Genomic DNA, 398 nt, shown 5'->3' on the forward strand with positions numbered 1-398 from the left:
CTGGTGGCCTCGGCGGCGCCCGAGGCCACCAGCACGCGGTACCCCGCGCCGCGCAGGACGCGCGCGGCGACCTCGCGCACGCTGGCGTCGTCCTCGACGACGAGGACCGTCTCGGTGCCGCCTCGCGCGGTGGGCGCCGCCTGTGGAGCCTCGCGCCGCGCCTCGTCGTGCGTCCTCGGGAACCAGAGGAGGAAGGTGGTGCCGAGACCCGGCTCGCTCTGGACGTCGATGCGGCCGCCGAGCTGCTCGAGGATCCCGTAGACGGTGGCGAGGCCGAGGCCGGTCCCCTTGCCGGGCGGCTTCGTCGTGAAGAAGGGCTCGAACAGGTGCTTCCTCACCTCGGAGGACATGCCGAGGCCGGAGTCCCGGATGGTGAGCGTCACCCCGTCGCCTTCTTG

1 protein-coding gene is annotated in these 398 nt (G+C 73.6%); it reads right to left on the reverse strand.

Going from position 1 to position 398, the window contains the following annotated elements; genetic code table 11:
• A partial coding sequence (locus I6F37_RS45735; RefSeq protein WP_368736837.1) for an ATP-binding protein occupies positions 1-383 on the reverse strand: 383 nt, incomplete at its 3' end.
• Between the last annotated feature and the right edge of the window lie 15 nt (positions 384-398).

This window comes from Bradyrhizobium sp. NBAIM08 (assembly GCF_020193935.1).
Lineage (GTDB): Bacteria > Pseudomonadota > Alphaproteobacteria > Rhizobiales > Xanthobacteraceae > Bradyrhizobium > Bradyrhizobium yuanmingense.